The sequence below is a fragment of the Candidatus Symbiopectobacterium sp. NZEC135 genome (genome assembly GCF_025962695.1).
The window spans coordinates 1-786 of the sequence record NZ_JAGFPF010000999.1 but is presented as its reverse complement, the minus strand read 5'-3'; the positions used below and the strand labels follow the sequence as shown (position 1 = coordinate 786).

The following is a 786-nucleotide window of genomic DNA, read 5'->3' as shown; positions in this document are numbered from 1 at the left end:
TGGCCTATTACGACTCGGCCGCCGCGTTGGGGATCCCGGACGCCAATCTGTTTGCGCTGGCACAGCACCAATTTATCGCTCAGCGTGAGGCGAATGTGGATAACAATTTTACGCTGCCTGCTTATCGCCAGCTCAATCTCAGGGCCGGGTTAGAGTTTCCGTCATTGGATGTGTACTTGTTTGCACAGAATCTAACCAATGAGCGGCCGCAGTACACCGGCATAAGCTACATGCCCGGTGTGAACGTGGTCACCGTGGGACACGGGCGCGTGCTAGGTGCCGGGATGAAGGTACACATGTAACCGCTGCGCCGCGCTGGGCGGCGCACGCTGGCATTATCAGGATTCAGGATTCGGATGAGAAAACAGAGAATAACACTGCGGGTTGTTGTACTTCTTGCTTTGCTGGTTGCTGCCGTTGGGTTCTTCTGGGGACATAGCGACATATCTCATCCCACACGCGATGACAAAACGCTGCGGGTGGTGATGCTCGGCAGTCAAAATGAGACGCTGGAGTATGGTCAGGCACAAACCTACTTTCCCTGGGCGGTGATGGGAAACGTGTGTGATGTGCTGGTCAGGTGGCGCAATGGGCGGCTGGAGTATCAGCTGGCTACGGCCATTGAACCGAATGAGGATGCAACGCGTTGGACAATACGTCTGCGCCCCGATGTCTATTTCTCTGACGGTAGCCGCTTATCGGCCACCAACGTGTTGACCAGCCTACAGCAGTTGTCGCAGTCCATCGGTTTTGGCAGTTTTTTTCAGGATGTTGATTTCGCACAGA

At 55.0% G+C, this 786-nt stretch carries 1 protein-coding gene and 1 pseudogene; both read left to right on the top strand.

The window, feature by feature from the left end; translation table 11 throughout:
* Nucleotides 1-302: pseudogene (locus tag J5224_RS32020) on the top strand (TonB-dependent receptor); the annotation flags it as partial.
* Between the two features lie 54 nt (nucleotides 303-356).
* Nucleotides 357-786 (top strand): ABC transporter substrate-binding protein (locus J5224_RS32015; protein WP_264628990.1); only part of this gene is annotated, 430 nt, incomplete at its 3' end.